Source organism: Nocardiopsis sp. NPDC057823 (assembly GCF_042797335.1).
Classification (GTDB): Bacteria; Actinomycetota; Actinomycetes; order Streptosporangiales; family Streptosporangiaceae; genus Nocardiopsis; species Nocardiopsis changdeensis.
Genome location: NZ_JBHVLR010000003.1, coordinates 268756 through 295612, shown reverse-complemented (window position 1 = coordinate 295612; position 26857 = coordinate 268756). Strand labels below are relative to the sequence as shown.

Genomic DNA, 26857 nt, shown 5'->3' with positions numbered 1-26857 from the left:
ACACCCCCCCCCTTGTGGCGGTGGGGGCTGTTTCTTGTGCCCCCGGGCCCCCCCCCCGCCGCCGGCGCCCCCCCCCGGCCGGGCGGGGCGGGGGGGCGCGCCGGCCCCGCCCCCCCCCCCCACGTCCGTGTCAGCCGCGGGTGCGGTAGCCGAAGAGCCGGACCGCGTACCCGGGGGAGTCGTTCTCGGCCTCCTGGATGAACCAGCGGTCGTCGTGCTCTCCCACCAGGAGCTCGTTCCACATCATGTCGATGAGCTTGAGCCGGGAGACCACCGACGCCTCGGGGTCCAGCACGATCGAGTAGGCCCGGTCGGTCAGCCGCTGCGTCACCATGCCCACGGACTGCCCGTCCCAGATGGCGGGGACGGGGGCGTGGCCGACCTCGACCCCGCACAGCCGCAGCTGCTCGACCTCTTCGTCCAGGGCCTCCGCGGCCAGCGCGCCGTCCAGGCGCAGGGCGTCCTCCAGCTCGTCGCGGTCCTCGTCGGCGCGCAGGTAGGCGTGGTACGTGCGACGGTTGCAGGTGCGGCACTTGCGCCAGACGACGCACCGGGCCAGTCCGTAGGCGGACTGGGCCTCGCCGACACTCTGGTAGTCGCTCACCTCGCGAATCGTGCCGCATTCGCAGCACAGGGCCGTGAGATCCTGCTTCATCAGAGTCCCCCCTCCCAGGTGAGTATGCGACGGATGCGGGTCGTTAGGGAACCCGTTCGGTGAGGAAGTCGCGGCAAGGACTCGTCATCAATGCCCAAAATGACCCGGTGACGGGTTTCGCGTGGGCAGGTCCCGGTTCTCGACGTGTCCGTTCTCACCTCCTTCGTCCGGGCGCGTCCCCGTCCGCAGGGGAGGGCGGGGGCGCCGAGTACGCATACAAGGTGACCTACGTCTCATGGATCCGGTCGGGGGAAGGGGGGATCGGGACGCGCCGGGATCAGTCCAGGGTCCGACCGTTCTTGTTGCGGGCGCTCCAGTCCCGCATCCGCTGGGGGTAGCCCATGATCTGCACGTCGTACACCGGGATGCCCCGCTTGGACGCCACCTTGCGGATGACCGCGGGGGAGCCGCAGCGGCGCCGGATCCACTCGCCGTCGGTGGCCACCGCCACCGCCGTGGTCTGGGTCGCGAAGGTCTCCGGCTCGACGAAGAACTCCACGCCCACCCTGCTCTGCGCGAACTCGATCAGAGCCTTGATGTCACCGTCCTCGGTGGCGCGGTCGAACCGGGCCTTGCCGGAACGATTGGCCTTGCGCAAGCCGAAGCGGTCTCGCCATCCCATCGGTGTCCTTGTCCCCTAACAGAGGTAGTGCGGTCGGGTGGCCCCGAGTCTATCGATGCGACTTTCATGATCAGAGGCCTCGACCGCCTGTCCTGCACCGGTTTCACGCGTTTTCCGGACAGGCCCGCACACCGGCTGCTACGTTCTGTTCCCACGGCACTACAGGGGGAGACGATGATGCCGATGTGGACGTGGGCGGGGGAGACCGCACGCCGACTCGCCAACGCAGGACAGGCCGAGCTGGCCGAGGCCGTCGTCGGCCTGCCCGAACTGGCGGAGGCGGGTGACGCCGTCCAAGTGGAGGCGGTCGCCCGCTCCGCACTGCGCACCGCCCGCCGCCTGGTGGCCGAGGCGGGCGCCGAGAACGCCGAGGTGCCCGGGGTGTTCGGCCCCGCCACCCTCTTCTTCCTGGCCCACTGGCCGCTGGCGGTCCGGGTCTCGGCCCTGGCCGAGGGCGGCCGGGCGCTGCCCCGCGCGGTGGCCGCCGCCGAGGACGCGCCGGGCCCGCACACCCACGGGCCGCTGCCGGTCTCCGCGCTGGAGACCCTGGTCCGCTGCCACGCCAACGTCGACGCCGCGGGCACCGTCGGCCTGCGCCGCGAACTGCTGTCGTCGCGCAACCTCGCCGGGTGGGAGCGTACCCCCGCCTGGCCGGCCTTCACCCTGGCCCGGGTGCACCTGCTCATCGACGAGGGCGACCCGGAGCGCGCCGAGGCCGAGCTGCGCCGCTACGAGCACACCGCCACCGGCCCCGCCCTGCTCGGCGCCGACGGCATCTTCACCCTGGTCCGCGCCCTGCGCCACCGCGACGCGCACACCCAGGCACTGGAGGTGCTGGACCGGATGGAGGCCGAGCTCGCGCTGGAGCCGAACAACCCGCGAAGGCCCGCCCTGCGCCGCCGGATCCGGTTCGAGCGCGCCCGGCTGCTGTCCTGGGTGGCCCGCCTGGGCCAGTGCCCGGCCCGCGACGCCGTGGCGCCCCTGCCCACCGTGGAGGAGGCCGAGGCCCACCCGGCCCTGCGGCCGGCCTGGGTGGAGGCGGTGGAGAACCTGGTCTGCCAGGGCATCGTCCGCAACGACTGGCGGCTGGGCGTGCGCGTCACCACCTGGTCCCGCTACTTCGAGCGCGTGGGCGCGCCCCGGCGCGGCGCCGAACTCGCCCTGGCCGCGGCCCGCCTGGCCGTGGGGCGCGGCGCCCTGTGGGTGGCGGGCTGCTCCGCCCGCCGCGCCGAACGCCTCATGGGCGACCTCGCCAACACGGGGGAGATCCGCGGCGACCTCGCCGAGGTGCACGCCATGATCGCCGCCATGCCGGCCGTGCGCCCCCTGGCCCCGCCCGACCGCATCCTGGACTTCCTGCGCGCCCAGCCCGCCGAGGAGGTCGACCCGGAGAACCAGGCCGAGCAGGTCAACGCCGCGCTGGAGCACCGGCCGCACGACACCCTGCTGCTCACCGCGCTGGGCCAGGTCGGCCGCACCCTGATGCTCTCCGACGCCGCCACCGAGCCCCAGTGGCGCCACGTCCGCGAACGGCCCGGCGACCAGCGCGCCGCGCTGTCCCTGCTGGAGACCCTGCTGCACGACAACGACACCGCGGGCGTGCGCGACCTGGTCCGCACCCTGGCCGCCGGCGCCCTGCCCGCGCACTCCGGCGACGTCCTGGCCGCCGACCGCGCCGCCGTGCTCGCCCCGCACAGCTGACCCGCCGACACCGACCCGCCGCGGACCCCGCCCCGTCCGCGGCAGGGCCCGTTCGCGCTAACGGGCGGGAGAGGGCTCCCCGGCGGCCAGTGCCCGGCCGGCCGGATAGGCCAGGGCGGCCGCGGGCAGGCGCGCCGGGCGGCCGCTGGCCAGCACCCGCACCCGGCCCCCGCCGACCGCTGCGGTCCCGGCGGCCCCGGCGTCTTCGGCGGCACCGATACGGCGCAGCGTCTGCGCGGCCACGGCGTCCGCCGCGGTGAACAGCTCCACCCCGGCCGCGGCGCCCGACCGGGCCCGCAGGGCCTCCGTGATCGCCTCACCGACCAGGTCGTAGTGCGTGCACCCCAGCACGATCCCGCGCACCCGGCCCGGCGTGCGCTCCGCCGCGTAGGCGACCGCGTCGGCGATCCGTCCCGGGTCGGCCGACTCCACCGCCTCCGCCAGCCCGACGCACGCCACCGGCGTCACGTCCACGCCCCGGGCGAAGGTCTCCACCAGCCGCCGCTGGTACTCGCTGCGCGTCGTCGCCTCGGTCGACCACACGGCGATCGGCGTGCCCGCGGCCGCCGCGGGCTTGATCGCCGGGACCGTCCCCACCACCGGCACACCCGGCTCGAACCGCTCCCGTAGCTCCGCCAGCCCGTGCACCGACGCCGTGTTGCACGGCACCACCACGGCGTCCACATCGCCCCCCGCCGCGTCCACGGCGGCCCGGGCGCCGGCCAGGGCGCGCTCGACGATCTCGTCGTGGGTGCGCGGCCCCCACGGCATGTGGTCCGGATCCATGGACAGGTACAGCTCGGCGTCCGGCCGGGCGGCGAACAGCGCCGCGGCGGTGGACAGCATGCCGATTCCGGAATCTACGACAGCGATGCGCATGAACCCCGATCCTATCCGCGGGCCCCCGTCCCCCACCCGACCCACCGCCCTGACCGGCGGCGCGGCCCCGGGGCGGGCCGTTTCCACCGCGACACGACATAAATGGGGTGGTCTCCTTCGTTACCGATAGGTAGAACTGAGGGGATCGGTCACTTCCGGCCCACCGCGACCGGATCCGACCGTTCCACGCTGTGCCTCACTCGCGCGCGCCACGACCGGGAACGGGATCAGGGATGAGTCCTCAACGGCAGGGAACGAACAGCGACACCGCCTCCGGCGGCGACACCGGGCTGGCCCGGCACATCGCAGCGGTCAACCGCCTGCGCCGCGACTACCGGTCCCTGCCCTCCGACGCGCCGGTCCGGCTGGCCAAGCCCACCTCCAACCTCTTCCGGTTCCGCGAGCCCACCTCCGCGCCCACCCTCGACGTCTCCGCCTTCACCGGCGTCATCTCCATCGACCCCGTCGAGCGCCTGGCCGACGTCGGCGGCATGACCACCTACGAGGACCTGGTCGCCGCCACGCTCCCGCACGGGCTCATGCCCACCGTCGTCCCCCAGCTGCGCACCATCACCCTGGGCGGCGCCGTCACCGGGATGGGCATCGAGTCCTCCTCCTTCCGCAACGGCCTGCCGCACGAGGCCGTCCAGGAGATGGAGATCCTCACCGGGTCCGGCGACATCGTCACCGCCACCCGCGACAACGCCCACGCCGACCTCTTCCACGGCTTCCCCAACTCCTACGGCACCCTCGGCTACAGCCTGCGCCTGCGCATCGAGCTGGAACCCGTCTCCCCGTACGTGCACCTGCGCCACCTGCGCTTCCACGACGCGGCCGAGGCCATGGACGCCCTGGCCCGCATCTGCGCCGACCGCACCCACGACGGACAGCCGGTCGACTTCGTCGACGGCGTCGCCTTCTCCCGCGACGAGCTGTACCTGACGGTGGCCCGCTTCACCGACCGGGCCCCCTGGGCGAGCGACTACACCGGGCAGGAGATCTACTACCGCTCCATCCAGGCCAACGCCGACAACGGCCCGGGCGACTACCTCACCGTCCACGACTACCTGTGGCGCTGGGATACCGACTGGTTCTGGTGCTCGCGCGCCTTCGGCGTGCAGAACCCGGTGGTGCGCTCCCTGTGGCCGCGCTCCCTCAAGCGCTCCGACGTCTACCGCAGGCTGGTGGCCTGGGACCGGCGCACCGCCTTCTCCCGGCTGCTCAACCACTATCGGGGCCGCCGCCCCCAGGAACCCCTCATCCAGGACATCGAGGTGGGCGTGGAGCGCGGGGCCGAGTTCCTCGACTTCTTCCACGGGGAGATCGGCATGACCCCGGTGTGGATGTGCCCGCTGCGCCTGAAGGAGCCGCGCCGGGCCGGCCTGGAGCCCGGCGGCCACGTGTGGCCGCTCTACCCGCTGGAGAACGACCGCCTCTACGTCAACTTCGGCTTCTGGGGCATGGTCGACATGAAGCCCGGCCAGCGCCGCGCCCACCACAACCGGCGGGTGGAGGAGCGCGTCGCCGAGCTCGACGGCCACAAGTCGCTGTACTCCGACTCCTTCTACACCGAGGAGGAGTTCTGGCGCCTCTACAACGGCTCCGCCTACGCCGACCTCAAGGAGACCTACGACCCGCGGGGGAGGCTGCTCGACCTGTACGCCAAGTGCGTACGCAATGGATGACACCGCACGGAAACGGGAGGCGACCCGTGGAGCGGGCCGCGTCCGCGAGAGGAAGGGAAAGAAGAACATGCGGCTCGCCGAGATCTTCGAGCGCGTCGTGGGACCCGACGCGCCCATCCGCTTCACGGCCTACGACGGCAGTGCCTCCGGAGACCCGGACAGCGACGTCCACCTGCACGTGCGCACCCCGGTCGCGGTCAACTACCTGGCCCAGTCGCCCAACGCGCTGGGCCTGACCCGCGCCTACGTCTCCGGGCACCTGGAGGTGGAGGGCGACATGTACACGATCCTCCGGCGGATGTCCGACTTCGTCTTCGCGGAGGGGTTCAACGTGTCCGCCCGCGACCTGGCGGCCATCGCCCGCTCCGTGGGCTGGGTCAAGTTCGTCAACCGGGTCGCCCCGCCGCCCCAGGAGGTGACGCGCGGCCGCCTGGCCGGGCTGGGCTGGCGCCACTCCAAGCAGCGCGACGCCGAGGCCATCCACCACCACTACGACGTCTCCAACGCCTTCTACGAGCTGGTGCTGGGCCCGTCCATGACCTACACCTGCGCGGTCTTCGACGACGCCGACGGGGTCCTGGACCGGGTGGAGGCGGACGACGGCGCCCTGGAGAGCGCCCAGTTCCGCAAGTACGAACTGGTCGCGAACAAGCTCGGCCTGGAGCCGGGCATGCGCCTGCTCGACGTGGGCTGCGGCTGGGGCGGCATGGTCATGCACGCGGCCCGCGAGCACAAGGTCAAGGCCCTGGGCGTCACCCTGTCCAAGGAGCAGGCCGAGTGGGCGGCCAAGCGCATCGCCCAGGAGGGGCTGTCCGACCTGGCCGAGGTCCGCCACATGGACTACCGGGACGTCCCCGACGGCGGCTTCGACCGGATCAGCTCCATCGGCCTGACCGAGCACATCGGCGCCCGCAACCTCCCCTCCTACTTCTCGTCGCTGAACGACAAGCTGGTGCCGGGCGGCCGGCTGCTCAACCACTGCATCACCCGGCCCCGCAACGACCTGCCCCCGATGGACACCGACGGGGTCATCAACCGCTACGTGTTCCCCGACGGCGAGCTGGAGGGGCCCGGGCAGATCCAGACGGCCATGAACGACGCCGGGTTCGAGATCCGGCACCAGGAGAACCTGCGCGAGCACTACGCGCTCACCCTGCGCCACTGGGGCGCCAACCTGGAGCGGAACTGGGACGCGGCGGTCGCCGAGGTCGGCGAGGGCACCGCCCGGGTCTGGCGGCTGTACATGGCCGGGTGCGTGCTCGGCTTCGAGCGGAACGTGGTGCAGCTCCACCAGATCCTGGGCGTCAAGCTCGACGGCACCGACGCCCACATGCCGTTGCGCCCGCGGTTCCAGTAGGGGGCGGGGCCGGGAACGCCGTTCGCCCGCGGCGATCCCGGCCTGTCCGCGCCCCGCCGCGGCCCGCGGCACGGCATCATGGACGCGAGACCCTACGAGGAGTGCCCGTGACCGAGAACGCCGGGGGGGAAGGCCCCCTCGTCCCGGACCAGCCGGACCACGTCAAGCGCACCGCGATCGACCTGATCGCGGCCTACGCCGACCGCAACCGGGACGAGCTGGAGCGGGTGATCCCGCGGGCGGCCGACGACGCCGGGGCGGTGCAGTCGGAGCTGCGCGTCATCTCCGCGTTCCTGGGCCGCCGGGTCCAGGAGACCGGAGTGGTGTGGAAGCCCGCCGACTCCCGGGAGGCCGTGGCCCGCACCGTCGCGGAGATGCTCCCGCCGGAGCTGGAGTTCGCGGTCTCCACCGCCTGGGAGGCCCACACGGTGGGCGAGGAGGAGGCCGCCGAGCGCTTCACCCGCGGCGACCCCATGGTCTACGTCCACATGCTCGCCGCCTTCTCCGCCGCCATCGGCCTGGCGGTGTACAAGCGCGCCGAGCTCATCTCCACCCTGCGCCAGGTGACCGGCCTCTCCGAGTAGGGGGCACGGGGCCCCGGGGCGGGGCCGGGGGAGGCGGGCCCTCCTCCGGCACGCCTCTCCGGAGCCCCGGAAACCCCTGCGGCACCGGGGTTCCCGGGCATGGCCGGCGGCGTCCCCTAACAGCTCAGACACAAAATGGAGTGGTTTACTTCACTCCGAGCCGTTCTTTACGTAGGTTTCCTACCAACCCCGAGGGGACCCACGACAGGAACGGGAGGCGAGCCCATGGCCCGCAGACGAACCCGAAAGCACGTTCCGCTCCCCGCAGCCGCACTCGCCCTGACCCTGGCCGCGACCGCGTGCGCGGGAGGCGGCGGCGACGGCGGCGGTGACACCGACAGCCTCACCGTGTGGATCATGGAGGGCACCAACCCCGACGCCACCGGCTTCTTCGACGAGGTCAACGCCGCCTTCACCGAGGAGACCGGCATCGAGGTGGTGGTCGAGTTCGTCCCGTGGGACGGCGCCCAGGACAAGATCTCCACCGCCATCGCCGGCGGCACCATGCCCGACGTCATCGAACTCGGCAACACCTTCGTCCCCGGCTTCGCCGACTCCGGGGCCCTGCACGACCTGTCCGCCTACGGGGTCGACACCTCCCTCTACGTGCCGGGCCTCATGGAGATGGGGGCCCTGGACGAAGGGGTCTACGGCGTCCCCTGGTACGCCTCCATCCGCTCCATGGTCTACCGCACCGACGTGTTCGAGGAGCACGACCTGGAGGTGCCCCGGACCTGGGACGAGCTCCGCGAGACCGCCCTGGAGATCAAGGAGGCCGAGCCGGACATGGTCGCCCTGCCGGTGCCGGGCGACGCCCAGTACTCGGTCATGCCGTGGATCTGGGGCGGCGGGGCCGAGATCGCCGTCCAGGAGGACGACGGCACGTGGGTGTCCGGGGTGGACTCCCCCGAGGCGCGCGAGGGCATCGCGTTCTTCACCGGCCTGGCCCTGGAGGACGGCACCTCCACCACCGGCGCCGTCAACTGGAACGAGATCAACATCATGGAGTCGTTCTCCGAGGGCGACGCCGCCATCGCGCTGCTCGGCAGCGCCAACCCCAAGGCCATCGTCGAGAACAACCCCGAGCTGGAGGGCCGGCTGGGCTCCTTCCCCATCCCGGGGCGGGAGGCCGGGACCTACACGCCGTCGTTCGCCGGGGGCTCGCTGCTGTCGGTGTTCGAGGGCACCGGCAACGAGGAGGCCGCCTGGAGCTACGTGGAGCACCTCACCGGCGAGGACAACATGATGCTCTGGGCCGAGCAGACCGGGTTCTTCCCCGGCCTCACCGGGAGCGTCGACGCGTTCACCGCCTCGGCCGACCCCGTCCTGGAGGCCTACGCCGTCCAGTTGGGGGAGGCGAGCAAGGGCGTGCCCACCGCACCCGCCTGGAGCCAGGTGGAGGCCGAGAAGGTCCTGGTCGGCATGCAGCAGTCCATCCTCAACGGCACCTCGGTGGAGGACGCCACCGCCCAGGCCGCCGACGACATCGAACGCATCCTCAACGGAGGTTGACACGTGGGAACACCGGTCGGGCAGGCGGTCGGCGGCACGGGCCCGGGGCTCCGGGCGCCGGCCGGCCCGCCCGGCCGGGGGCGGCGAGCTCCCGCCCTCGGCCTGAGGCGGCGCGGCGCACTGCTGCCCTGGGTGCTGCTCGCCCCCGCCCTGGCGGTCATCGCCGCCCTGCTGCTCTTCCCCCTCGCCCGGATCGTGTGGCTGTCGTTCCGCGAGTACCGGCTGCGCAACCTGGTGTCGGGGGAGTCGGACTTCATCGGCCCGGCCAACTACGTCACCCTGTTCACCGACTCCTACCTGTGGCGGGTCGCCCTGCCCAACACGGTGGGGTTCGCCGTGGTCGCGGTCGTCTCCACCGTGGTGCTGGGCACCCTCGTGGCCCTGCTGCTGTCCCGGCTGCGCCCGGTCACCCGGGTCGTCGTGGTCTCCTGCATCATGGTCGCCTGGGCCATGCCCGCCGTCAGCGGCACCTACGTGTGGCTGTGGATCTTCGACGTCGACGGCGGCGTCGTCGCCCAGGCCCTCAAGGGCGCCGGCCTGCTGGGCCCCGAGGGGTACAACTGGTTCGCCGACCGGCTGTTCTTCTATGCGGTCGTCGTGCTCAACGTGGTCCACGGCGGGTTCCCCTTCGTGGCCGTCACCGTCCTGGCCGGGCTGCTCACCGTGCCCCGTGAACTGCACGAGGCCGCCCTGCTGGACGGCGCCGGGGCGTGGAAGCGGTTCTGGCACGTCACCTTCCCGGTCCTGCGCCCGGTGTTCGCCGTCGTCACCATCCTGTCCACCATCTGGGACTTCAAGGTCTTCGCGCAGGTCTACCTGATGCCCGGCGGCGGGGTCGGCGGCTCGGAGATGCTCAACCTGGGCGTGTGGACCTACGTGAGCTCCTTCGGCCAGAGGGACTACGGAATGGGATCTGCCATCGCCGTGGTCCTCACCCTGCTCCTGCTGGCGGTCACCGCGGTCTACCTGCGGGCCCTGTTCCGAGAGGACGAACTGCGTTGAGCGCCCGGGCCGACACCGCCGCGGCCGCCGCCTGGGAGAGCCGGGTCCGCCGGGCCCGCCGCCGCGGCGGCGCCCTGCGCCTGACCCGGCTCGCCGGGCGGGCCGCCGGGGTGGCCGCGATCCTGCTGTTCACCCTGTTCCCCGTCTACTTCATGCTCGCCAGCGCGTTCTCCGACCGGATGACCTCCGCCGTCGGGACGCTGGTGCCCCGCGACCCCACCCTGGACAACTTCGTCCACGTCCTGACCGAGGGCGCCTTCGGGACGTACATGCTCAACTCGCTGGCGGTCGCCTGCATCACCGTCGCCGGGGCGTGCGTGCTGTCGCTGCTGGCGGCCGTGGCCGTGGCGCGCTTCCGGTTCCGGTTCCGCACCGCGATCCTGGTGATGATCCTCGTCGTCCAGATGGTGCCGCTGGAGGCCCTGGTCATCCCGCTCTTCCTCCAGGTCCGCGACCTCCGGCTGCTCAACACCGTGCTGGGCCTGGGCATCGTCTACATCGCCCTGTCGCTGCCGCTGGCGGTGTGGATGATGCGCGGGTTCGTGGCCGCGGTCCCCAAGGAGGTGGAGGAGGCCGCCTACATCGACGGCGCCTCGTGGCCGGTCATGTTCTGGAAGGTGCTGTTCCCGCTGGTCGCGCCCGGCCTGGTGGCGACCGCGATCTTCGCGTTCATCATCGCCTGGAACGAGTTCGTGCTCGCCCTGACGTTCATGCAGCAGAGCGACAAGTACACGGTCGCCGTGGGCCTGCGGCAGTTCTTCGGCGAGTACGCCAACGAGTGGGGGCACGTCATGGCCGCGTCCACCCTCATCACCCTGCCGGTCATGGTCTTCTTCGTCCTCGTGCAGCGCTGGCTGGCCTCCGGGCTGGTCCAGGGCGCCGTCAAGGGCTGAGCGGGCCCGGCGGCGGGCCGGGGGCGGGCCGGGGGCGAAGGGAAGGGGCGGGACCCGGCCGGGTCCCGCCCCTCGTCCGCACTGCGGGGTCAGTCGCGCAGCTCGCGCTTGAGGATCTTGCCGGTGGCGGTCATCGGCAGGCTCTCCCGGAACTCGATCTCTCGCGGGTACTTGTACGCCGCCAGGCGCTCCCTGGCCCACCCGGTCAGCTCCTCGGCGGTGAGCCCGGCGCCCTCCTTGAGGATCACGAACGCCTTGATCTCCTCGCCGTGGGTGTCGTGCGGGACGCCGACGACCGCCGCGAGGCTGACCGCCTCGTGCCCCATCAGGACCTCCTCGACCTCGCGCGGGTACACGTTGTACCCGCCGCGGATGATCATGTCCTTGGAGCGGTCGATGATGAAGTAGAAGCCCTCGTCGTCGCGGCGGGCGATGTCGCCGGTGCGGAACCAGCCGTCCCTGATCACCTCGGCGTTGACCTCGGGCCGGTTGTGGTAGCCCTTCATCACCAGGTGGCCGCGGATGGCGATCTCGCCGACCGGGTCCTCGTCGCCTGTCTTGACGACCTCGTTCCACTCCGGGTCGATCAGCTTCATCTCCACACCCCACACCGGCTTGCCGATCGAGCCGGTCTTGGCCTTGACGTTGGGGTTGTTGAAGGACGCCACCGGGGAGGTCTCGGACAGGCCGTAGCCCTCCTTGATGCCGACGCCGAAGGTGTCCTGGAAGTCCTGGGCGAGCTGGGCGGGCAGCGCCGCGCCGCCGGAGACCGCGTCGACGATGTTGTCCGCGATCGCCTTGATGTCGTACTTCCCCTCGCCGGCGGAGCGCACGGCGTTGAGCAGGCCCCAGTACATGGTGGGCACGCCCGCGAAGCCGGTGACGCCCTCCTTCTCCATTAGGCGCAGGGCCTCGTCGCCGTCGAACCGCGGCATCAGCACCAGGGTCGCGTGCCGGTAGAGGGCCGCGTTGAGCATGACGGTCTGGCCGAAGATGTGGAACAGCGGCAGCACCACCAGGGCCACGTCGCGGCCGTCCGGGTGGGGGTTGACCAGGCTGGAGGAGACGACCGCGTTCATCATCAGGTTGTTGTGGCTCAGCTCGGCGCCCTTGGGCTTGCCGGTGGTGCCGCTGGTGTAGATGATGACGGCCGTGTCGTCGGAGCTGGCCTGGACGGTCTCGAACTCGCCGGGCTGCCCCTCCAGGGCCTTCCACAGGGTCTGGGCGCCCTCGATGGCGGACTCGGTCGCCCCCGGGACGGCGGGCAGGTCGATGTAGGTCTCGCAGGTGTCCACCTGGCCGAACGCCTCGAAGGCGCGCTCGCCCAGCGGCAGCTCCGGGGTGCCGGTGAACGCGAAGATCGCCTTGGCGCCGGAGTCCTCCAAGTGGTAGGCGATCTCACGCGGCGTGAGCAGGACGTTGAGGGGGACGACCACCGCGCCCGCCTTGAGCGCTCCGTAGTAGACGAAGGGGAAGTACGGCACGTTGGGGCTGGCCAGGGCCACCCGGTCGCCGGGCCGGATGCCCCGGGAGACGAGGAGGTTGGCCACCTGGTTGGCGATCATGTTGGTGATCGCGTAGTTCAGGCGCAGATCGCCGAAGACCAGGCAGTCCTTCTCCGGGACGGATCTGGCACCGTCCTCCAGGACCACGGACAGGTTGAGCATGGGGCCTCCCGCAGGCAGATGTGTCCAGGGACGACAAGGGAACGGGACCCGGGTGTGATCCGGGTCGCGTGTTCTGCGCCACTCTCACGACTGAGTTGACGGAAGAGTAACAAACCGGACAGTCGGTGTGGAGGGGAAGGAGGTCCGTAATCTCACGCAATGTCAGGTGACGCACCGTGACGAACGCGGGGTGCCGCGGCCGGTCCGGGGGCGCCGTCCACAGGCGGGGAAACCCGTCCGCGTCCCGGTCCCCCAGCCGATAACCTGAGGGGGAACGGATCTCGCATGTTGGTCCGCGGATCCCATGTACGACCGAACCCGAGGGAACAAGCAGCGATGACAGCGGTAGACGGCGACCAGACGACGGGCGACACCTACGACGCCCGCGCCCTCCAGGACAAGTGGCAGGCGCGCTGGGCCGCCGAGCTCCCGTTCCAGGCCGACGAGGACCCCGGCGACACCCGCCCCCGCTCCTACATCGTCGACATGTTCGCCTACCCCTCCGGCGACCTGCACATGGGCCACGCCGAGGCCTACGCCATCGGCGACGTGATCGGCCGCTACCGCTTCCAGCGCGGCGACAACGTGCTGCACCCCGTCGGCTGGGACTCCTTCGGCCTGCCCGCCGAGAACGCCGCCATCAAGAACGACTCGCACCCCGCCGCGTGGACCTACGCCAACATCGAGACCCAGGCGGCCTCCTTCCGCCGCTACGGCATCGCCGTCGACTGGTCCCGGCGCATCCACACCAGCGACCCCGAGTACTACAAGTGGAACCAGTGGCTGTTCACCCGGTTCTTCGACCGCGGGCTGGCCTACCGCAAGGACGGCCAGGTCAACTGGTGCCCCAAGGACCAGACCGTGCTGGCCAACGAGCAGGTCGTCCAGGGGCGCTGTGAGCGCTGCGGCACCGAGGTCGTGCGCCGCAGCCTGAACCAGTGGTACTTCAAGATCACCGACTACGCGCAGCGCCTGCTGGACGACATGGACCAGCTGGAGGGCGGCAACTGGCCGGACGAGATCCTGGCCATGCAGCGCAACTGGATCGGCCGCTCCACCGGCGCGGACGTCGACTTCGCCATCGAGGGGCGGGAGGAGCCGGTCACCGTCTTCACGACCCGGCCCGACACCCTGTACGGCGCCACCTTCTTCGTGGTGGCCGCCGACGCCGACCTGGCCGACGAGCTGTGCGCCCCCGAGCAGCGCGAGGCCTTCGAGGCCTACCGCTCCGAGGTCGCCAAGCTCTCCGACATCGAGCGCCAGACCACCGAGCGCCCCAAGACCGGCGTCTTCCTGGGCCGCTACGCGGTGAACCCGGTCAACGGCGAGCGCATGCCCGTCTGGGCCGCCGACTACGTCCTGGCCGACTACGGCCACGGCGCCATCATGGCCGTCCCCGCCCACGACCAGCGCGACCTGGACTTCGCCCTGGCCTTCGGCCTGCCCGTGCGCGTCGTGGTCGAGACCGGCGAGCCCGACCCCGCAGAGACCGGCGTCGCCACCACCGGCGAGGGCAGCCTGCGCGACTCCGGCCCCCTGGACGGCCTGTCCAAGGCCGAGGCCATCGAGCGCATCATCGGCGTCCTGGAGGAGCGCGGCACCGGCCGCGGCACCGTCAACTACCGCCTGCGCGACTGGCTGCTGTCCCGCCAGCGCTACTGGGGCACGCCCATCCCGATCATCCACTGCCCCGCCTGCGGCCAGGTGCCCGTCCCCGACGAGCAGCTGCCCGTCACCCTGCCCGAGCTCAAGGGCGCCGAGCTGGCCCCCAAGGGCGTGTCCCCGCTGGCCTCCGCCACCGACTGGGTCAACGTCGACTGCCCGTCCTGCGGCGGCCCCGCCCAGCGCGACACCGACACCATGGACACCTTCGTGGACTCGTCCTGGTACTTCCTGCGCTACATCTCGCCGCACCTGGACACCGCGCCCTTCGACTCCGACCTGGTCAACGAGTGGGGCCCCGTCGACCACTACATCGGCGGCAAGGAGCACGCGACGCTGCACCTGATGTACGCGCGCTTCTTCACCAAGGTCCTGCACGACATGGGCATGGTGTCCTTCACCGAGCCGTTCCGCCGCCTGACCAACCAGGGCCAGGTCATCAACCAGGGCCGGGCCATGTCCAAGTCCCTGGGCAACGGCGTCGACCTGGGCAAGGAGATCGACGCCTACGGCGTCGACGCGGTCCGGCTGACCATGCTGTTCGCCAGCCCGCCAGAGGAGGACGTCGACTGGGCCGACGTGTCCGTCGTCGCCGCCCAGAAGTTCCTCAACCGGGCCTACCGGGTGATGAACGAGGCCGGTGCCGCCTCCAAGCCCGGCGCCGACCCGGCCGCCGGCGACATCGAGCTGCGCCGCGCCACCCACCACGCCATCGACCAGGTCACCAACCTGATCGAGGCCAAGCGGTTCAACGTGGCCATCGCCCGCGTCATGGAACTGGTCTCCGCCGCCCGCAAGGCCATCGACTCCGGCCCCGGCGCCGCCGACCCGGCGGTGCGCGAGGCCGCGGAGTTCGTGGCCGTCGCCCTGTCCCTGTTCGCCCCCTACGTGGCGGAGGAGGGCTGGGAGCGGCTGGGCCACACCGGCACCGTCGCCGTCGGGAACTGGCCCGAGGCCGACCCCTCCCTGCTGGTCCAGGAGACCGTGACCTGTGTCGTGCAGGTGCAGAGCAAGGTCCGTGACAAGCTGTCCGTTGCGCCCGACATCGACCCGGCCGAACTGGAAAGGCTCGCGCTGGCGTCAGAGAAGGCGCAGGGCTTCATCGGCGACAAGCAGATCCGCAAGGTGATCGTGCGCGCGCCGAAACTGGTGAACATCGTCGTCGGCTGACCACCGCGACGGCGGCCGCGACCCGCGGCCGCCGTCGCACCTCGGTCGATCGGCGGCCGGACAGGGAGGCGGTGACCGGTTGGGTCCCCTCGCACGGGCGGGTGTGATCGCGGCGGGCGCGGTGGTGGTGTCCGCGTTGGCGATCGGCGGCGGCCTGTGGGCCGCACAGGACGACCCGGACCGACCCCACCCCGGGGACGTCCACACCGCCGCGCCCGACTGCGGCGACCTCGGAGAACTGCTCGACGAGCACCTGCCCGGCGCGGTCCGCGACCTCGCCGAGCGCGGGCCGCTCACCGGAGGCGAGGGCACCGTGTGCCGGTGGACCTCCGCCGGGACCTCCGACACCCCCCGCCAGGGCGTCCTGCGGGTGGAGTACTCCGCCCTGTTCACGGACTCCACCGCCGAGGAGCCCGTCTCCGGTGAGGACCGGGTGAGCGCGGCCGCCGCCGCGCTGGCCCCCGACGCCGCCGAGACCGTGGACCTGTCCACCGGCCGGGGCCTGGTGTGGCGCGGCGGCTCCGGCGGCACCGAGCTCGCCTTCTGGGCCGACAACCTGCTGGTCCGGGTCTCCTACACGGCCGTCACCGGCGGCGAACCCGTCTCCCCCGACGAGGGCCGGGCCACCGCGGTCGCCTTCGCCGAACGGATCGGAGCCTCCCTGTGATGCCCCCCGGGCAGCCGCCCGAGACCGTGCCCTCCAGCCAGCCGCAGAGCCGGGGCTGCGCCACCGCCGGCGTGGTCGCCCTCGCCCTCCTGCTGCTCTCCGCCGCGGGCGGCGCCGCCTGGTACGTGCTGACCCGCGAGGACCCCGAGACCGGCGTGTACGACGCGGCCCCCGGCTGCGAGGTCGGCGAGACCGAGGCCCTGGACGCCCGGGTGCCCGAGCGCGAGCTCACCCTGGAGGAGCCCGTCGGCGGCGCCGCCGACCCCTTCGGCCAGGGCTGGCAGTGCCGCTGGGCCACACCCGGCGGCGACGGCGACTCCGTCCCCGCCACCGCCACCCTCGTCATGGTGGCCGCGCCCAACCCGGGCGGGGTGGTCACCGCGCGGGAGAACTTCGCCGAGACCACCGGGGCCCAGAGCACCTCCCCGGTCGACGACCTGGGGGAGGAGGCGGTGACCTGGCTCGACGAGACCGGTTACACCACCTCCTGCGTGGCGGTGCGGGTGTCCAACCTCTACCTGGAGAACTGCTACTCGGCCGCCGCCGGGTACGACGGCCGCGAACCCGCCGACGAGGAGCGCCTCTCCGCCGGCGCCGAGGAGATCGCCCGCGCCACCGTGGACGCCCTTCCCGAGGAGATCACCGCCGAGGGCGACTGACCCCGCCCCGGCGGATCGGGCCGCGGCGACGGACGCGCCGTCACCGCGGTCCGCCGCCGGTCACCAGGCGGTGTCGACGAACTCCGCCAGCGCCGGGGCGACCTGCGGGGCGAAGGGGCGCTCGGCGTCCAGCACCGTCGCCCCCGGCCCGTCCTCGTAGACGCGGAAGATGTGGTCGGCGTCGGGGATGTCCACCCGTTCGGCCTCGGGCAGGCCGGTCATCAGCCGGTCCACCTCCTCGCCGGTGATCTGGGCGTCGGCCTCGCCCCACAGCACCAGGACGGGGGTGTCCTCGGGCAGTTCCGCGGCCAGCTCCACCGGGTCCATCCGGTCCATCCGGGCCAGGAACCCGGTGTTCTGCGGCGAGTACAGGGTGCCGACGACGCCGGTGAGGTCGTCGGGGACCTCCCGGCCGCCGCGCACCGCGGCCCGACCGGCGCGGGCGTCGGAGAGCATGGTCACCGCCTCCGTCTCGGTGAGCTGCCCCGCCGCCTCGACCGCGCGCACCTGCTCGGTGAGCTGGCGGTCCAGCACGTCCAGGTAGCGGTCGCCCACCGGGGCGGCCAGCACCAGGGCCGGTGCGGCGTCCACCAGGGTGTGGGCGCGCAGCGCGTAGAGGGAGCCCTCGCTGTGCCCGACCACCGCGGTGCGGGCCGGGTCCACCTCGCTCTGCTCCACCAGCGCCTCGTAGGCCGCGGCCATCTGGGCGTCGAACACGTCCGGGTCCACCGGGGCGTCCGGGTCGAGGCCGCCCAGTCCGGTCTCGCCGCTGCCGAGCTTGTCGTAGCGCAGGGAGGCCACCCCCGACTCGGCCAGGAGGCGGGCGAAGTTGAGGTTGGTGTTCGCGTCGGGGCGCATGTCGGCGTTGCCGTCGCGGTCGGTGGGGCCGCTGCCCGAGACGATCAGCGCGCCCGGTACCGGGCCGGACGTGTCCGCGGGCAGGGTGAGGGTGGCGAACACCTCGATCCCGTCCACGGTGAAGCTCAGCTCCCGCTCGGAACCCGCCACCCCGGGCGGCGGGGCGGCCTCCTCCTCGGCCGGAGCGCAGGCGGAGGTCGACAGCAGGGCCGCGGCCGCGGCGACCGCCACGGCGCGCCCTCGGACACGCGGGAAGACGAGGGAAGCGAACACCCCCATAGCCTAGGCGCCCGGGAGGACGCCCGATGCCCCGGGCGGCCCGGAGCGGCGGGGGCCGCCACCCGTGTCCGGGACGGCCACCGGCCGCCGCCGCGGCGGCCCGCCGGTCGCACCCGTGGCCCCGCACGGGTGCGACATGTCCCGTACCGCCCGCGGACCCGCGCCCGGCGCCGCCCGGCGGGGCGGACCGGCCGGGGGACGACCGGGGGCGTATCGCTCAGACGCGGCGCATCACGGTGACGACCTTGCCCAGGATGGTGGCCGCGTCGCCGTTGATCGGCTCGTAGGCGTCGTTGCGCGGCATCAGCCACACGTGCCCGTCCTCGGTGCGGCGCAGCACCTTGACCGTGGCCTCCTCGTCCAGCAGCGCCGCGACGATGTCCCCGTTCTCGGCGTCCGGCTGCTGGCGGACCACCACCATGTCCCCGTCGGTGATGGCGGCGTCGGTCATCGAGTCGCCGACCACGGTGAGCATGAACAGCCGGCCCTCGCCGACCAGCTGCCGCGGCAGGGACAGCACGTCCTCCACCGACTCCTCGGCCAGGATGGGACCGCCCGCGGCGATCCGCCCCACCAGGGGCACCCGGGCGGCGTGCGCCGGGTCGGACTCCTCGGCGGCGACCAGCGCGCGCACCCCGGGGCGGCCCGGCTGGCGCAGCTCCACGGCCCGCGGCCGGTTCTGGTCGCGGTACAGGTAGCCCTTGCGCTGGAGCACCTTGAGCTGGTGCGCGACGCTGGAGGGGCTGGACAGGCCGACCGACTCCCCGATCTCCCTGATCGACGGCGGGTAGCCGCGCTCGCGCAGGTACCGCTGGATACAGTTCAGGACGCTCTGCTGGCGGGCGGTGAGCTTGGGCGCCTCCTCGGGCGCGCCCGCCTCGCCCACGGGCGCGAGAACGGTGGTGGTTGCGGAATCCAGGGGTCCGGGATTCTCCTCCGGCACGGCCGGCCTCCTCGGCATCGGTTCGGTCAGGGCCTGCTTGCACGACTGGCCACCACCGGTCTGCGACCGCTCCGGACCCTGTGTCCACGTGATGGCGAAACCGGCGTGAAATCAAGGCCAACGTTAGTCGTTGCGCACGGTGATATCAAACAAGCGTTCGAGGCCTGTGGACAATTGCCGAGAGGATTTTCCGCGGCGCTTTTCCGGCCTCACTTACGTGTGTACACGTGTTCACGTCGCGTCGCCCCCGGAATGGCGGAAGATGTGCCGACGGGTTCGAGAACGGGGGGATGCGGGGCGGATCACCCCCGGGCAAGGGCTCGACCGAAAACCCCGAGCCGCGCCGTGGAAGGGGATTCGCGGCGATATCCTGGGCGGCGCGCGGCTGTGACACGCGGGGCGCGCGAAAGTTGCGGTTCGTCCGACCCTCCGACTAGGTTCGACCACAACATCTGGTGTCGCTGTTTGAGGCGTCGGCCCAGGAGTTGTGGTTAAGTAGACCCAGGGTTGTCAGTTCGGCGAGGGAAGCAGGTGAGCCGGGATGCACTGTCCGTTCTGCCGCCATCCGGACACCCGGGTGATCGACAGCAGGTCCACCGACGACGGCGCGGCCATCCGCCGCCGCCGTTCCTGTCCTGCCTGCGAACGCCGTTTCACCACACAGGAGACCGTCCTGCTGATGGTCGCCAAGCGCTCCGGCGTCACCGAGCCCTTCAGCCGGACCAAGATCATCGCCGGGGTCCGCCGGGCCTGCCAGGGCCGCCCGGTCTCCGAGGACGCGCTGGCCAAGCTCGGCCAGCAGGTCGAGGAGGAGATCCGCGGCCGCGGCGTCGCGGAGGTCCCGGCCCACGAGATCGGCCTGGCCATCCTGGGCCCCATGCGCGACCTCGACGAGGTCGCCTACCTGCACTTCGCCAGTGTCTACCGCGGTTTCGAGAGCCTCGCCGACTTCGAGGCCGAGATCGCCAGCCTGCGCAGCGACCGCGAGGCCGAGGCCCGGGCCAAGGAAGAGGCCGACACCACGGCCTGACGCACCGCTCCCCGGGGGCGCCGAGGGAACGCCCCCGAGCGACGGTTCCGCGCGCGGGCCGCGCCCGCGCCCTATCTTCGGGGGACTCCGCCATGACGGAAACCACCAGCGGATCGACGGGACGCAAGGGCAAGGGGAGGCGCAAGGGGCTGAAGATCCCGCGGATCTTCACCACCGAAGGCGTTCATCCCTACGACACCCTGGAATGGGAGCGCCGGGACGTCGTCATGACGAACTGGCGCGACGGAACGGTGAACTTCGAACAGCGCGGGGTCGAGTTCCCCTCGACCTGGTCGATGAACGCCACACAGATCGTCGCCGGGAAATACTTCCGGGGCGCGCTCGGCACCCCGGAACGGGAGTGGAGCCTCAAGCAGCTCATCGACCGGGTCGTCGGCGTCTACACCCGCACCGGCCGCGAGCACGGGTACTTCGCAGGCGAGGCCGACGCCGAGGTCTTCGACCACGAACTCAAGTACGCGCTCGCCCACCAGCTCTTCAGCTTCAACTCACCCGTCTGGTTCAATGTCGGAACCCGCGCGAAGGCCCAGGTGAGCGCCTGCTTCATCCTGTCGGTCGACGACACCATGGAGTCGATCCTCGACTGGTACAAGGAGGAGGGGATCATCTTCAAGGGCGGCTCGGGGGCGGGGGTCAACCTCTCCCGGATCCGCTCCAGCAGGGAACTGCTCTCCTCCGGGGGCAGCGCCTCGGGGCCCGTGTCGTTCATGCGCGGCGCCGACGCCTCCGCGGGCACCATCAAGTCCGGCGGGGCCACCCGGCGGGCCGCCAAGATGGTGGTGCTCGACGTCGACCACCCCGACATCGGGGAGTTCATCGACACCAAGGCGCACGAGGAGCGCAAGATCCGGGCGCTGCGCGACGCCGGGTTCGACATGGACCTGGGCGGCGCCGACATGGCCAGCGTCCAGTACCAGAACGCCAACAACTCGGTGCGGGTCTCCGACGCGTTCATGCGCGCCGTCGAGGACGGCGGGCGCTTCGGCCTGGTCGCCCGCACCACCGGCGAGGTCGTCGACGAGGTCGACGCCAAGGCCCTGTTCCACCGCATGGCCGAGGCCGCCTGGGAGTGCGCCGACCCGGGCGTCCAGTACGACGACACCATCCAGGACTGGCACACCACCCCCGAGTCCGGACGCATCACCGCCAGCAACCCGTGCTCGGAATACCTCCATTTGGACGATTCGTCCTGCAACCTGGCGTCGGTCAACCTGCTCGCGTTCCTGCGCGAGGACGGCACGTTCGACGTCGAGGGGTTCACCCGGCTGACGGAGCTGGTCATCACCGCGATGGACATCTCCGTGACCTTCGCCGACTTCCCCACCGAGAAGATCGCCGAGACCACCCGCGCCTACCGCCAGCTCGGCATCGGCTACGCCAACCTCGGCGCCCTGCTCATGGCCACCGGCCACGCCTACGACTCCGAGGGCGGGCGCGCCGTCGCCGCCGCGATCACCTCGCTGATGACCGGCGTCGCCTACCGGCGCAGCGCCGAGCTGGCCGGTGTGGTGGGCCCCTACGAGGGCTACCGGCGCAACGAGGCGTCCCACATCCGGGTCATGCGCAAGCACGCCGCCGCCAACGGCGCACTGCGCACCGTCGGCGCCCTGGAGGAGCCGATCCACGCCGCCGCCACCCGCGCCTGGGCCGACTGCCTGGAGGCCGGCGAACGCCACGGCTGGCGCAACGCCCAGGCGAGCCTCCTCGCGCCCACGGGGTGCCTGACCGGGGACACCCTGGTCACCACCGACCGGGGGCTGACCCGGCTGACCGAGCTGGGCGATGTGCACGGCCCCCGTTGGCAGGACCTGTCCGCCACCGTCTCCACGGACGAGGGACCGAGGCGGGCCACGAAGTTCTACGTCAACGGCGAGGCGCCCACCCGCCGCATCGTCACCGAGGGCGGCTACCGGCTCCAGGGAACGCACACCCACCGGATCAAGGTGGTGGACGCGGACGGGGCCTGGAGGTGGAAGCGCTTCGCGGACATCGCCGAGGGCGACCTCGTCCCGCTGCAGCTGGGAACCCTCGTCGGCGTCCCGCGGAACGTGGCGCTGCCGGTCCTGGACCAGGCCTACTACACGGGCGACCGGGGGGTCACCGTCCCCGACACGGTCGATGAGGAGCTGGCCGAACTCGTCGGCTACTTCATGGGGGACGGCAGCCTGCACGCCGAGGGGATCCGGCTCTGCGTCGCCGACACCGACGAGGACGTCGTCGAACGCCTGGCCGTCCTGGCCAAAGGCTGCTTCGGGCTGGTCCCGAAGGTGACGCGCAGGCAGGGCTACCTGGAGGTCCTGCTCTCCTCGGTCCGGCTGGCCCGGTGGTGGAAGGCGGCCGGGTTCGCCAAGGGATCGCCCGGACAGGACCACACGGGCAAGGGGTGGACGCCCCGGGTGCCCCCGGCGGTCCTGGAGGCCAACGACCCCGCCGTGTACGCGGCCTTCCTGCGGGGCCTCTTCGAGGCCGACGGCACAGTGCTCGAAGGGGTCCCGAGCCTGTCCACCGCACACGACGCCTTCGCCGGGGAGGTGCGCACCCTGCTGCTGGCCCTGGGCATGGCGACCACCACCCGGACGACCCGCAGCGGCCTGGGCGGGGACCTGTACATCCTCCGGCTGCGCAACCTCGACCACGCCCTGCGCTTCGACGAGGCGGTCGGCTTCCTGGGCGACCGCAAGAACCGGCTCGTGGCGGACCTGGAACCTGACCGCGCGCCGAAGCGGGACCGGATCGTGCTGCCGCGTGCGGTCTGGGACGACCTGGTCCCGCCGGGGCACCCGCTCCGCGGCGACGTCCTGCAGGCCCTGCGCAAGTACGCGGGTGTGCCCCGCCGCACCGCCTCGCTGGTCCACGCCGAGACGCCGGACACCCGTCTGGGGCGCGCCCTCGGGTACCTCTTCGAGCGGGTGGCGGCCAACGAGGACGGGGGCGTGCAGCCCACCTACGACCTCTCGGTCCCCGACAACGTCACCTATGTGGCCAACGGGCTTGTCAGCCACAACACCATCGGGTTCATGATGGACTGCGACACGACGGGGATCGAGCCGGACTTCTCGCTGGTGAAGTTCAAGAAGCTGGTCGGCGGCGGGTCCATGCAGATCGTCAACCGCTCGGTGTCGCGGGCCCTGGAGCACCTCGGGTACCAGCCCGAGCAGGTCGAGGCGGTCGTCGAGTACATCGCCGAGCAGGGCCACGTGGTCGACGCCCCCGGCCTGCGCGAGGAGCACTACCCGGTCTTCGACTGCGCCATGGGCCGCCGGTTCATCGAGCCCATGGGCCACGTGCGCATGATGGCCGCCGTGCAGCCGTTCCTGTCCGGGGCGATCTCCAAGACGGTGAACGTGCCGGAGGAGGCCACCGTCGAGGACTTCGAGCACATCTACTTCCAGGGCTGGAAGCTCGGCCTGAAGGCGCTCGCCGTCTACCGGGACAACTGCAAGGTCGGGCAGCCCCTGTCCACCGCGAAGAAGGAGCCGCAGGAGGCCGAGGCGCCGGCGCGGCCGGTGCGGCGGCGGCTGCCCAAGAAGCGCCCCAGCGAGACCACGTCGTTCTCGGTGGGCGGCGCCGAGGGGTACATCACCGCGGGGTCCTACCCCGACGACGGGCTGGGCGAGGTGTTCATGAAGCTCGGCAAGCAGGGGTCCACCCTGGCCGGGGTCATGGACGCGTTCTCGATCGCGATCTCCATCGCCCTGCAGTACGGCGTCCCCCTGGACACGTACGTGGAGAAGTTCACCAACATGCGGTTCGACCCCGCCGGGATGACCGACGACCCCGACATCCGCATGGCGCAGTCGGTGATGGACTACATCTTCCGCCGCCTGGCGCTGGACCACCTGCCCTACGAGGAGCGGGCGGCCCTGGGGGTGTTCTCCGCGGCCGAGCGGCAGGCGCAGCTGGCGGGGGAGGACCCGGCGCAGGTCGCGGCGCAGGTGGAGTCCTACGCCCAGTCGGCGCCGACCGGCGAGCGGGAGCCGCGGGTCGCGCCGTCCGCGCGGGCTGACGACGCGCACTCCACCACGGAGGTGGTCGAGCGCGCGCAGGGGTTCGTCGCCGACGCCCCGCTGTGCGTCACCTGCGGGACCAAGATGCGCCCGGCGGGGAGCTGCTACGTCTGCGAGGGCTGCGGCTCCACCAGCGGCTGCAGCTGAACCCGGGGTGCCCCCTCCGCTACGCTCGCGGTGAGCGGAGGGAGCACCCATGGCGCGCACCGCCCACCACGCGCGGATCCACCGGGAGGGCAGGCCGCTGGCCGCCCTGCGGTACGCCCGCGGCCGCCCTCCGGAACGCGTGGTCCGCCGGGTGCGGGTCCACGAACTCGCCCGGGTCCTCGTCCGGGACGGGTCCCTGGCCGTGGAGGCGGCCGTCGCCGAGCGCCGCGAGCGACGCCGCGCCCGCCGGGCCGCCGGCCTGGCCCGGCACGCGGCCACCGCCGACGGGCGCCTCGTCCCCGACGCCGCCGAGGCGGTCCTGTGGCCCCCCGGCCGCCACCGCCGCGGCGCCCTCTGGTCCGTCTGAGCCCTTCTACGTACGCGACGTACGCGACGTACGTATAATGGGCCAGGGTTCGCCGACATCACCGGAGGTCTTCATGGGCGCGGTCCACTACGACAGCTACACCGAGGCCCGGGACCACCTGAAGCTCCTGCTGGACGCCGCGGAGCGCGGCCGGGTCGCCACCGTGCGCAGGCACTCGGCCAGAGCGGCCGTCGTCGATGTCGAGCGGCTGCGCCGGTACCTGACCGCGGTCACCCCGTGGCGGGCCGAGGTGGTGGCCGAGGGCGGCGGATTCTCGGTGTTCATTCCCGGGGTGCCGGTCGCGGCCGAGGGGGCCACACTGGAAGAGGCGGCCGCGGAGATGGTCGACGCCCTGCGCGAGTACGCGGAGGACTGGCAGGACCGCCTCCTCGATGCCCCCAACCACCGGGACAACTGGGCCCTGGTCCAGCTCGTCGAGTTCAGCGACGACCGCCAGCTGCGCGCCTGGATCCTCGGGGAGGCGCCGTGACCTGGCCGCCCCCCACACGTGACGACCACGAGCGGTTCTGCAAGGCGGAAGGGTGGGCGCCGGTCAGGGACTCCCGCGGCCGGACCGGTACCCACCACGTCACCTATGAGCTGGTGCTGCCCGACGGGCGGGTGCTGCGGACCCGCATCTCCCGCCCCGTGGACCGCACCGACTACGGCAGGAGCATGTGGGTGCACATCCTGCGGGACCAGCTGGGGGTGACCGAGGCGGTGTTCTGGGCGTGCGTCCGCGACGGAACGCCGCCCGACCGCGGATTCCCCGCCCCGGCCGCGGAGCCGCTGCCCGCCGAGCTGGTCCACCTCCTCATCACCCGGGTCGGCGTCCCCGAGGGGGAGATCGCCGGAATGAGCAAGGACGAGGCGGTGGCGCGCATGCAGAGGTACTGGACCGAGGGCACCTGAACCACGTCCGAACGCCTTGTGCGGGGCGGGGAGGCGTGGGAGCATTCCCCGCATGACCAACGGAAGCGAGTCCACGAACGCGTGGTGAGCCCGGCGCCCGGTGCCGGGATCCCCTTGTACGAGCACGCCCTGCGCCTGCACGCCCGCATCCCCGATCGTCCTCTGGAGCCGCAGAACGACCCCTTCCCCGAGGGGGCGATGAACCTGCGCCACGCACAACGCGGCCGGATCGGGATCGACGCCGCCGAGGCCGTGCGCGCCCACCTGGCCTGGCCGGACCTGCACCCTTGCTACCTGGGGTGGGCGGTGCGCGAGGTGGCCGTGCCGATCTTCCGGGACGAGCGGATCGCCGAGGCCGTGCGCGAGGCTGACCCGGCGCACGCCCGCCGGACGGGCCGCTGGCTGGTCCGCCGCGCCACCGACGTCAACTCCGTCCTCATCGGTCTGGCTCTGCTGCTGGAGAGCGCCGAACCCGCCGACATTCCGCTGGTACAGACGATCGCGCTGTACCCGGAGACCTTCGGCCCGCTGGCCTACCGGATCCTGGAGCGGCTGCCGGCCGCGACGGACTCCCTGCTCTGGGCGGCCGAGCGCTCCCAGGGGTGGGGGCTGGTGTACGCCGTGAAGGCGCTGCTGCGCCAGGACACGGAGGAGGCGCGGCAGTGGCTGCTGCGCCGCCCGGCGGACGGCGACATCGCCCAGGGGTACTTCGCGCACGCGGTCCTGGCCGGGACCCGGGCGCACGAGGAGGTGGCCCGGCCCGACGCCGACCCCGCCCTGGTGGACAACACCGGCCTGTTCCTGCTCACGCTCACCCACTGCCGGGGGATGGGCACCGACCTGCTCGGCTACGCGCACGCGCGGGTCGCCGTCACGGCGTTCTTCGAGCACGTGTCCCGGCTGGGGCCCACGTCCGCGAGGTTCCGCGCGGTGCAGGAGCTCACCCGCCACCTCCACGCGAACACGCCGGAGAGACTGGGCTGGGACCCGCGGCGGGCGCGCCGCCTGGGGCGCGCCCTGCTGGCGGCATGGGCGGGCCCCACCGAGCCCGTCCCGTGGGGCGGACACCGGTGGTTGGGCGCGCGGGGCGGCGGGTAGCCCTTCAACAGCGACACGCCCGCGGAAGGTGGACCCCATGCTGATCGCCGCGATCCTCCGGACCAAGGGACCCGACGTGGTGCGCGTCCCGCCCGACGCGACCGTCGCGCTGCTGCTCACCGAGCTCGCCCGGCACAACATCGGCGCCGTCGTCGTCACCGACGGCGACCGCCTGCTGGGCATCGCCTCCGAACGCGACGTGGTGCGCGGCCTGGAGCGGCACGGCGCCGACCTCCTGGCCGCGCCGGTCTCCTCGATCATGACCGCGGACGTGGTCACCTGCACACCGCGCGACACCGTCGAGGAGATCGGCGAGACCATGACCCGGCGCCGGTTCCGGCACGTCCCGGTGGTGGAGGGCGGCCGGCTGGCGGGCATCGTCAGCATCGGCGACGTCGTCAAGAGCCGGGTGCGGGGCCTGGAGTACGACCGCGCCCAGCTGGAGGCCTACATCCACGGCCGCTGACGCCCCGCCCGCGG

At 72.3% G+C, this 26857-nt stretch carries 23 protein-coding genes; 17 read left to right on the top strand and 6 right to left on the bottom strand.

Annotated elements, in window-relative coordinates; translation table 11 throughout:
- Positions 1–130 precede the first annotated feature (130 nt).
- Together ACFVNO_RS07825 and ACFVNO_RS07820 are read right to left on the bottom strand one after the other, a co-directional pair.
- Entirely contained in the window at positions 131–655 is a 525-nt protein-coding gene (locus ACFVNO_RS07825) for a DUF6315 family protein (protein ID WP_220559674.1), read from the bottom strand.
- A gap of 277 nt (positions 656–932) precedes the next feature.
- On the bottom strand, positions 933–1277 hold the full coding sequence (locus tag ACFVNO_RS07820) for a hypothetical protein (RefSeq protein WP_355268008.1): 345 nt from the start codon (positions 1275–1277) through the stop codon (positions 933–935).
- 177 nt (positions 1278–1454) lie between these two features.
- Here ACFVNO_RS07820 and ACFVNO_RS07815 point away from each other — a divergent pair, with 177 nt between their 5' ends.
- Positions 1455–2978, top strand: coding sequence for a hypothetical protein (locus ACFVNO_RS07815; RefSeq protein WP_378890355.1), 1524 nt, complete (start codon positions 1455–1457; stop codon positions 2976–2978).
- Between the two features lie 57 nt (positions 2979–3035).
- On the opposite strand, the gene ACFVNO_RS07810 is transcribed toward ACFVNO_RS07815, so the two are convergent.
- Positions 3036–3857 (bottom strand): glutamate racemase, encoded by an 822-nt coding sequence (locus ACFVNO_RS07810; protein WP_378890352.1) that lies wholly within the window; start codon positions 3855–3857, stop codon positions 3036–3038.
- A 233-nt stretch (positions 3858–4090) separates the two neighbouring features.
- Between ACFVNO_RS07810 and ACFVNO_RS07805 the strand changes: the two genes are divergently transcribed.
- The 6 genes from ACFVNO_RS07805 to ACFVNO_RS07780 all read left to right on the top strand — a co-directional run bounded on the left by ACFVNO_RS07805 (position 4091) and on the right by ACFVNO_RS07780 (position 10890).
- A complete protein-coding gene (locus ACFVNO_RS07805) occupies positions 4091–5542 on the top strand; it encodes an FAD-binding oxidoreductase (protein WP_378890349.1) in 1452 nt (483 codons plus the stop codon).
- A gap of 67 nt (positions 5543–5609) precedes the next feature.
- Entirely contained in the window at positions 5610–6899 is a 1290-nt protein-coding gene (locus ACFVNO_RS07800; RefSeq protein WP_355267996.1) for a cyclopropane-fatty-acyl-phospholipid synthase family protein, read from the top strand.
- A gap of 101 nt (positions 6900–7000) precedes the next feature.
- Positions 7001–7483: a hypothetical protein gene (locus ACFVNO_RS07795; protein ID WP_220559680.1), complete on the top strand. Its 483-nt coding sequence runs from the start codon at positions 7001–7003 to the stop codon at positions 7481–7483.
- Between the two features lie 225 nt (positions 7484–7708).
- Positions 7709–8995: a sugar ABC transporter substrate-binding protein gene (locus ACFVNO_RS07790; protein WP_355267992.1), complete on the top strand. Its 1287-nt coding sequence runs from the start codon at positions 7709–7711 to the stop codon at positions 8993–8995.
- A 102-nt stretch (positions 8996–9097) separates the two neighbouring features.
- Positions 9098–9997 (top strand): sugar ABC transporter permease, encoded by a 900-nt coding sequence (locus ACFVNO_RS07785; protein ID WP_355268023.1) that lies wholly within the window; start codon positions 9098–9100, stop codon positions 9995–9997.
- Complete coding sequence (locus ACFVNO_RS07780; protein WP_378890344.1) at positions 9994–10890, top strand: carbohydrate ABC transporter permease; 897 nt, start codon at positions 9994–9996, stop codon at positions 10888–10890. Before ACFVNO_RS07785 ends, ACFVNO_RS07780 begins: the two co-directional genes overlap by 4 nt.
- 89 nt (positions 10891–10979) lie before the next feature.
- Here ACFVNO_RS07780 and ACFVNO_RS07775 read toward each other — a convergent pair whose 3' ends face one another.
- On the bottom strand, positions 10980–12557 hold the full coding sequence (locus tag ACFVNO_RS07775; protein WP_355267989.1) for a long-chain fatty acid--CoA ligase: 1578 nt from the start codon (positions 12555–12557) through the stop codon (positions 10980–10982).
- Between the two features lie 336 nt (positions 12558–12893).
- On the opposite strand from ACFVNO_RS07775, the gene leuS reads away from it, so the two are divergent.
- From leuS to ACFVNO_RS07760, 3 genes are all read left to right on the top strand, one after another.
- Positions 12894–15389: a leucine--tRNA ligase gene (gene leuS, locus ACFVNO_RS07770; RefSeq protein ID WP_355267986.1), complete on the top strand. Its 2496-nt coding sequence runs from the start codon at positions 12894–12896 to the stop codon at positions 15387–15389.
- Positions 15390–15468: 79 nt separating this feature from the next.
- The gene (locus ACFVNO_RS07765; protein WP_378890340.1) at positions 15469–16056 is read left to right on the top strand and encodes a hypothetical protein; all 588 of its coding nucleotides are present in this window, start codon (positions 15469–15471) and stop codon (positions 16054–16056) included.
- On the top strand, positions 16056–16715 hold the full coding sequence (locus ACFVNO_RS07760) for a hypothetical protein (protein ID WP_355267980.1): 660 nt from the start codon (positions 16056–16058) through the stop codon (positions 16713–16715). The genes ACFVNO_RS07765 and ACFVNO_RS07760 overlap by 1 nt, the downstream gene beginning before the upstream one ends.
- Before the next feature lie 60 nt (positions 16716–16775).
- Here ACFVNO_RS07760 and ACFVNO_RS07755 read toward each other — a convergent pair whose 3' ends face one another.
- Together ACFVNO_RS07755 and lexA are read right to left on the bottom strand one after the other, a co-directional pair.
- Entirely contained in the window at positions 16776–17852 is a 1077-nt protein-coding gene (locus ACFVNO_RS07755) for an alpha/beta hydrolase family protein (protein ID WP_378890337.1), read from the bottom strand.
- A 217-nt stretch (positions 17853–18069) separates the two neighbouring features.
- Entirely contained in the window at positions 18070–18795 is a 726-nt protein-coding gene (gene lexA, locus ACFVNO_RS07750) for a transcriptional repressor LexA (protein ID WP_355267974.1), read from the bottom strand.
- A 541-nt stretch (positions 18796–19336) separates the two neighbouring features.
- Here lexA and nrdR point away from each other — a divergent pair.
- From nrdR to ACFVNO_RS07715, 7 genes are all read left to right on the top strand, one after another.
- The gene (nrdR, locus tag ACFVNO_RS07745; protein WP_220559688.1) at positions 19337–19825 is read left to right on the top strand and encodes a transcriptional regulator NrdR; all 489 of its coding nucleotides are present in this window, start codon (positions 19337–19339) and stop codon (positions 19823–19825) included.
- Positions 19826–19917: 92 nt separating this feature from the next.
- A complete protein-coding gene (locus ACFVNO_RS07740; RefSeq protein WP_378890332.1) occupies positions 19918–24000 on the top strand; it encodes a vitamin B12-dependent ribonucleotide reductase in 4083 nt (1360 codons plus the stop codon).
- Between the two features lie 49 nt (positions 24001–24049).
- Positions 24050–24367 carry a hypothetical protein gene (locus ACFVNO_RS07735; RefSeq protein WP_378890329.1) on the top strand — a complete coding sequence of 106 codons (318 nt, stop codon included), beginning with the start codon at positions 24050–24052 and terminating at the stop codon, positions 24365–24367.
- Between the two features lie 73 nt (positions 24368–24440).
- Positions 24441–24857, top strand: coding sequence for a prevent-host-death protein (locus ACFVNO_RS07730; protein ID WP_355267964.1), 417 nt, complete (start codon positions 24441–24443; stop codon positions 24855–24857).
- Positions 24854–25279, top strand: coding sequence for a cytotoxic translational repressor of toxin-antitoxin stability system (locus ACFVNO_RS07725; RefSeq protein WP_378890326.1), 426 nt, complete (start codon positions 24854–24856; stop codon positions 25277–25279). Before ACFVNO_RS07730 ends, ACFVNO_RS07725 begins: the two co-directional genes overlap by 4 nt.
- A gap of 84 nt (positions 25280–25363) precedes the next feature.
- Positions 25364–26377, top strand: coding sequence for a hypothetical protein (locus ACFVNO_RS07720; protein WP_378890323.1), 1014 nt, complete (start codon positions 25364–25366; stop codon positions 26375–26377).
- A 37-nt stretch (positions 26378–26414) separates the two neighbouring features.
- The gene (locus ACFVNO_RS07715) at positions 26415–26843 is read left to right on the top strand and encodes a CBS domain-containing protein (protein WP_220559692.1); all 429 of its coding nucleotides are present in this window, start codon (positions 26415–26417) and stop codon (positions 26841–26843) included.
- Positions 26844–26857 lie beyond the last annotated feature (14 nt).